Here is a 6,017-nt window from a genome sequence, read left to right as displayed (position 1 = left end):
TCATCCCACCACCCTCGATCGACCCGCAGCAGCACCCGCGGCCGGCGAACACCACCTTCAAAACCTGAGGACGAACCTCAGACATACAACTTCACGCCAGGTCCGCATCGGGGGGAGCACCTCCGATGCGGACCTGGCGTGCGTTCATGTTGGTCAGCCCCCAACCGTCAAGTCGTAGAGAGTCACCCCGTCCACCGTTGTGGCGGTGAAGTTTTCGGTCACCCACGTCGAGATCGCGGTAGCGGTACCTTCCGCGTTCATACCGCCACCCATCCCACCGCCGGCGATGAAGAAGTGAATCTTGCCCTCTGCCACGTACTGCTGGAACTGCGCGAGTGTCGGGGACGGATCACTCCCGTTGAACCCTCCGATAGCCATGACCGGTGACTGCGTCGCAAGCTGATAGCCCGATGCGCTGTTCGACCCGATTGCCGCGGCTACCCACGTGAACTGGTCGGAGTTCTCTTCGAGTGTGGACACGACCGCGGTTCCCGGTGTACTGCCCTGAAGCAAACCACCGGCGGCGCCGCCTCCCATTGCGCCCCGCGTTCCGTCGGTGGTCGATGTGGTGGTACCCGGAGCTGTTGCACCACCGGGCATCTGACCCATTCCTGCAGGGGGCGTTCCCGGCGTTCCGGTGCCAGCCCCGTCAGTCCGACGGTTCCCGCCGTCAGCCGTGCCGCCGAATCCGCCAAATCCTCCGCGACCACCGCCCGGCCCGCCCATTCCACCTTCGACGCTCGGTCCGGCCGAAACTATGGAACCGGTATGCGGAGTGTTGATCGTGTCGATCGCGTACGCAGTCGGACCCGCCAGACCGGTGAAGATCGCCGCGAGAATCACTGCCACAGCCAATCGACCTCGCGTCGCTGCCGGAATCAGCACTGCCACGGCAGTGACGATGCCGACGACCAGAATCGCCCAGCGAAGCCACGGTACGAACGAAGGCGAGCGTCCGAGCAGTACCCACGCCATCGCGACGGTTGCCGCCAACGACACTGCCAGAACGAGGCGAACCCAGAGGACGTCACGATGACGCCAAGCGAATACGGATCCTGAACCGATCAGTGCGGCGATCGCCGGCGCCAGCGCAACGGTGTAGTAAGCGTGGAAGATTCCCGCCATGAAACTGAAGGTCAGTCCGGTCACCAACAGCCACAGTCCCCAGACGATGAATGACGCGCGCTGTGTGTCAGCGCGGGGAGCCCTGCCTCGCAGCACGATTCCAGCCACCAGAAGTATCAGTGCAGCAGGAATCAACCAGGCAATCTGTCCACCCTGGGCAGATTCGAACAGTCGGGTAATGCCGGTACTCCCCCACATACCGCCACCGGCGCCACCACCTGGTGCCATGCCTCCCGCTGCCATACCGCCTGCGGCCTCGCCCATTCCGGGGAAGCCTCCCGCAGCAGCACCGGCCGCAGCATCACCAGCACCGCGCATTCCGCCGCCGCCGACGCTTCCGGTCTCGTTGCCGCTCAAGCGTCCGAGCCCGTTGTAGCCGAGTGTCAGTTCGAGAATCGAATTGTTCTGCGAACCACCGATCCACGGACGTGAGTCGGCCGGCCACAGTTCGACGATTGCCAACCACCATCCGGCGGAGACGATCAGTCCGCCCAGTGCCGCGAACAGTTGGAGTACACGCTTACCCAGTTTCGGCGGTCCGGCGATCAGATAGGTGAGCGCCAGCGGTGGAACTACCAACATGACCTGTAATTGCTTTGTCAGGAAACCGAATCCGCAGAAGATACCGACCAACACCAGCCAGCGGGTGCGACCGTCCTGCACGGCGCGCATCATCGCCCACACTGCTGCGATCATCAGGAGCACCAGCAGGGCATCCGGGTTGTTGAACCGGAACATCAGCGCCGCTACGGGTGTGAGCGCAAGTACCAAGCCGGCGAGGAGGCCGGCGGCCGCACCGAAATACCGTCGAACCGTTCCCCACAACAGCGCAACCGATCCGACTCCGAGGAGTGCCTGCGGCACCAACATCGCCCAGGAATTGAGTCCGAAGATACGAACCGACAGCGACATCAACCACAGGGACATCGGCGGCTTGTCGACGGTGATCGAGTTGGCAGCATCCGAGGAACCGAAGAAGAAGGCCTTCCACGACACCGAACCTGCCTGGACCGCAGCAGCATAGAACGAGTTGGCCCATCCGGACGCGCCCAGGCCCCAGATGTAGGCGACTCCGGTACCCACCAACAACACTCCGAGCGCCCACGGTTCCCAGCGCACCTGACGCTGCGGTTCCGGCGCCGGCAGCGGCGCGGCGAGTGTCTCTGCAGTGGCGGTCATCGATTGGCTCCTACGGATTGTGCAGTGCGAAACACCCAGCGCAGCGCGACGAATCGGCTCACTGTGGCAACAAGATTGGCAATGACGAGTACGGCAAGCTCCACGTGCTTGGACGCGTCGGGCGCCATGACGTCGAGAACGAACAACGATCCGCTGGTGAGCAGTAGACCGAACCCGAACACGAGCAGGCCCTGCATCTGGTGACGGGCGGATCCTTCCGACCCGCGGATCCCGAAGGTGAAGGCTCGATTGGCGGCGGTGTTGAATACCGCGGTCACCAGCAATGCGACGGCGTTGGCCCACTGCGCCCCCATTACCGAGTGCAGTGCGAGGTAGAGCAGTGCGTACGCGAGTGTCGAAATGACTCCCACCACGGCAAAGCGCGAGAGCTGCCCGACCATTCCGCGAGGGACTCCGGGAACCAGTGGTTCACGTCCGAAACTCGCCCTGAGCTCGGCCAAGGGAAGGGAACCGGTCGACAGTGCTCGCCCGACGCGGACCACACCTTTGAGGTCGGCAACTGCGGTGGCAATGATGTCCACCCGACTGTCCGGATCGTCCACCCAGTCGACGGGGACCTCGTGAATCCGCATGCCCGCTCGCTCGGCCAGCACGAGCAATTCGGTATCGAAGAACCACCCGGTGTCCTCCACCAGCGGAAGTAGTTGCCGCGCAACATCGACTCGCATGGCTTTGAATCCGCACTGAGCGTCGGAGAAGCGAGCATGCAGTGCGCTTCGGAGGATGAGGTTGTAGCTACGTGAGATGAACTCGCGTTTGGGGCCGCGTACCACGCGCGACGAACGTGCCAACCGGGAACCGATGGCGATGTCCGAGTGGCCGGAGAGCAGCGGAGCAATCAACGGCATCAGGGCATTGAGATCGGTGGAGAGGTCGACGTCCATGTACGCGACCACGTCGGCATCGGAGTCGCTCCACACCTGCCGCAGTGCTCGACCACGGCCCTTCGCATCCAGGTGGACGACCCGGACGTCGTCGAATTCTTCGGCGAGGGAACGTGCGAGTGCCAACGTGCCGTCGACACTGGCGTTGTCCGCGATGGTAATTCGTGCAGAGAATGGCACCTGTGTGCGTAAATGCCGGCGCAGGCGCCGCACGCACGTCTCCAGGCCTGCCTCTTCGTTGTATACCGGGACGACCACGTCCAGCACTACAGTCGTCGCGGAAAGCTCCCCTGCGTCCGTGCTGCCCGCGGTCTGCATGGCTTCTGTCGTCATGCGTCCTAGATTTGTCGGGCCGGCTCCGACGAACCTGCGTCCAGCCTGGGAGTTTCCTGGCAACCGGACGCGGGCTAATCTCGGGGTATGCCTTCAGTCTTCAGCGCCATCATCAACGGAGATCTACCAGGACGTTTCGTGTGGGAGGACGACGACGTTGTCGCGTTCCTGACCATCGCGCCGGTAACGCAGGGCCACGTACTCGTGGTACCGCGAGCCGAGGTCGATCAGTGGCAGGACGTGGATCCTGAACTCTTTGCCAAAGTCACCGCGGTTGCCCGCACCCTGGGTCAGGCTGTGCGGAAGGCGTTCGACGCGCCTCGGGCGGGTCTCCTCATCGCAGGTCTGGAAGTTCCGCATCTTCACGTTCACGTCTTCCCCGCATACGACATGGGGAACTTCGACATCAGTGGCGCCGATACTTCGCCGTCACCCGAATCTCTCGACGAGGCGCAGACCAAACTCAAGTCGGCGCTACGCGACCTCGGCTTCGAGTCAACTGTCTCGACTCGTTGATCGCGTACCTTCGACCGAATTTCGCTGGCCGATAACTGGACTCCCCGCCGCAGCCTCCAACGGAGGTTGCGGCGGTCGCATTTGTCACTCCTACCGACCGTGACCTGCGATTGCACACCGAACAGTCCGTTTCGCGCTGTCGCGCGAGCACGAGATTCGCTGCTACCGTGGGGCGCTGGTCCGGGACCTAGGGCCCTAAAACTGGTTCACGTGTTAACAGTCGGAGGACAAGGGAGCAATGCAGGAACGTGCCAAGATCAGTCGCCGACAGATTCTTCAAGGCGCTGCTGATCGGTTCGAAGTCACGGGGTACGGCAGCACGAGCATGAATGACATCGTGTCCGCGGCGCAGATGACCAAGGGCGCGGTCTATTTCCACTTCTCGTCCAAAGACGAATTGGCTCAGGCGGTCATCGAAGAACAGCACCAGATGTCGATCACTGCCTTCACTGAAGTTGCAGCCACAGGCGCACCGGCACTGGAACAGCTCGTCATGGTGTGCCACGAGATGGGCCGCCAACTCGTCGCGGACCCGATTGTTCGTGCGGGAGTCCGACTTACCCTCGAATTGGCCTCTGCCGACGGTTCGCAAGGCCCGTACGTCGTGTGGATCCGCGAGCTTCGAAAACTGGCCGAGGCCGCGAAGCTCGAAGGCGACATCCGCGACGACGTGGAGCCGGAATCGGTGGGTCGCGTGGCGATCTCGGCATTCACCGGCGTTCAACTGGTTTCGAACGTGCTCACCAGACGAAGCGATTTGAACGACCGTATCGACGAATTGTTCACCATCCTGTTGGCAGGCGTGGTCTCGGACAAGCGTCGGACCGACGTCGCCGAACTGGTCGGGCGTCGCCTCGAAACTTATGCGTCCTGACCCCCGCAACACCCTGACCCCCGGAACACCCTGACAATCGGTTGATTCGGCGTATCAGCACCGAACCGTGCGCCAACCTTCGTCGATTCGTACAAGACCCCCCGGCGTCGACTCACTATCGTCAGATCCACGAATAACCCAGATATACGGATACCGACGAAAGGGCTTCTCGAATGACCGAAACCGCCACGTACGTTGAGAGCGCACAGCAGGAGATCGCTGCTGTACTCGCCGAAGCGAAGACCGATGCGTTCGTCCACGCACGCGACATCGATTCCGGCGAAGAGTTCGGCTACGGCGCTGACGAAGGTGTCATCCTCGCCTCCGTTTTCAAGATTCCTGTTGTACTGCAGTACGCCCGTGAAGTTGCGGCCGGCACCCTCGATCCGACCGAGCACGCCACGGTGACCGCCGAGTTCCGCTCCGGCGGCATCGGTATCGGCGGCTGCGCCGATGACGTGACCGCAAGCTGGCGAGATCTCGCTCTGCTCATGATGAGCTTCAGCGACAACGCCGCCACGGATTTCCTGTACGGACGCCTCGGACTCGACAACATCGTCGCAACGCTGCGCGGGCTCGGTTTGGAGAAGACCAACTTGGTCCGTGACTGCCGTGGTCTGTTCAAATCGGTCTACGACGACCTCGGTGTCGACAAGGGCACCTTGCTGGAAATGCCGCCCATCGAAATTCTTCGGACAATTTCCGTCATGGATCCGGCCCGCTCCAACTCCAGCACTCCTCGTGAGATCACAATGTTGCTGGCTGCAATCTGGAGGGACGAAGCCGGCCCCGCATCGGCCTGTGAAGAAGTCCGAACCATCATGAGCAAGCAGGTCTGGCCGCATCGCCTTTCGTCCGGTTTCCCCGACGAGGTCACTGTCGCCGCCAAGACCGGAACGCTGGGATTGGTACGAAACGAAGCCGGCGTCGTGGCGTACCCGGACGGCAAGCGTTACGCCGTCGGTGTCTTCACCAAGTCCCACGAGCTCACCCACCGCGCCCCGAAGATCGACGCCTCCATCGGAACCGTCGGCCGCATCGCTGTCGAAGCACTTCGCAACAACAGCTGATCTGAACCCACTGAC

5 protein-coding genes are annotated in these 6,017 nt (G+C 62.5%); 3 read left to right on the top strand and 2 right to left on the bottom strand.

Annotation, left to right across the window (positions count from 1 at the left end; genetic code table 11):
• Positions 1-153 precede the first annotated feature (153 nt).
• Together QMA15_RS26575 and QMA15_RS26570 are read right to left on the bottom strand one after the other, a co-directional pair.
• Positions 154-2,304: a glycosyltransferase family 39 protein gene (locus tag QMA15_RS26575; RefSeq protein ID WP_290287178.1), complete on the bottom strand. Its 2,151-nt coding sequence runs from the start codon at positions 2,302-2,304 to the stop codon at positions 154-156.
• The gene (locus QMA15_RS26570) at positions 2,301-3,527 is read right to left on the bottom strand and encodes a dolichyl-phosphate beta-glucosyltransferase (protein ID WP_086935726.1); all 1,227 of its coding nucleotides are present in this window, start codon (positions 3,525-3,527) and stop codon (positions 2,301-2,303) included. The genes QMA15_RS26575 and QMA15_RS26570 overlap by 4 nt, the downstream gene beginning before the upstream one ends.
• A gap of 102 nt (positions 3,528-3,629) precedes the next feature.
• On the opposite strand from QMA15_RS26570, the gene QMA15_RS26565 reads away from it, so the two are divergent.
• From QMA15_RS26565 to QMA15_RS26555, 3 genes are all read left to right on the top strand, one after another.
• Entirely contained in the window at positions 3,630-4,058 is a 429-nt protein-coding gene (locus QMA15_RS26565; RefSeq protein ID WP_021342963.1) for an HIT family protein, read from the top strand.
• 238 nt (positions 4,059-4,296) lie between these two features.
• Complete coding sequence (locus tag QMA15_RS26560) at positions 4,297-4,932, top strand: ScbR family autoregulator-binding transcription factor (RefSeq protein WP_283567160.1); 636 nt, start codon at positions 4,297-4,299, stop codon at positions 4,930-4,932.
• A 173-nt stretch (positions 4,933-5,105) separates the two neighbouring features.
• The gene (locus tag QMA15_RS26555; RefSeq protein WP_290287175.1) at positions 5,106-6,002 is read left to right on the top strand and encodes a serine hydrolase; all 897 of its coding nucleotides are present in this window, start codon (positions 5,106-5,108) and stop codon (positions 6,000-6,002) included.
• Positions 6,003-6,017: the final 15 nt, after the last annotated feature.

Origin of the sequence: Rhodococcus sp. APC 3903 (assembly GCF_030407755.1) — a bacterium.
Taxonomy (GTDB): domain Bacteria; phylum Actinomycetota; class Actinomycetes; order Mycobacteriales; family Mycobacteriaceae; genus Rhodococcus_F; species Rhodococcus_F erythropolis.
Note: the sequence above shows the minus strand (reverse complement) of the source record. Positions and strands in the feature narration are given on the sequence as shown.

What these genes read in the sequence shown, in the direction of transcription:
- QMA15_RS26575 (WP_290287178.1), bottom strand. Translation starts at nt 2,304, where the DNA reads ATGACCGCCACTGCAGAGACACTCGCCGCGCCGCTGCCGGCGCCGGAA.
- QMA15_RS26570 (WP_086935726.1), bottom strand. Translation starts at nt 3,527, where the DNA reads ATGCAGACCGCGGGCAGCACGGACGCAGGGGAGCTTTCCGCGACGACT.
- QMA15_RS26565 (WP_021342963.1), top strand. Translation starts at nt 3,630, where the DNA reads ATGCCTTCAGTCTTCAGCGCCATCATCAACGGAGATCTACCAGGACGT.
- QMA15_RS26560 (WP_283567160.1), top strand. Translation starts at nt 4,297, where the DNA reads ATGCAGGAACGTGCCAAGATCAGTCGCCGACAGATTCTTCAAGGCGCT.
- QMA15_RS26555 (WP_290287175.1), top strand. Translation starts at nt 5,106, where the DNA reads ATGACCGAAACCGCCACGTACGTTGAGAGCGCACAGCAGGAGATCGCT.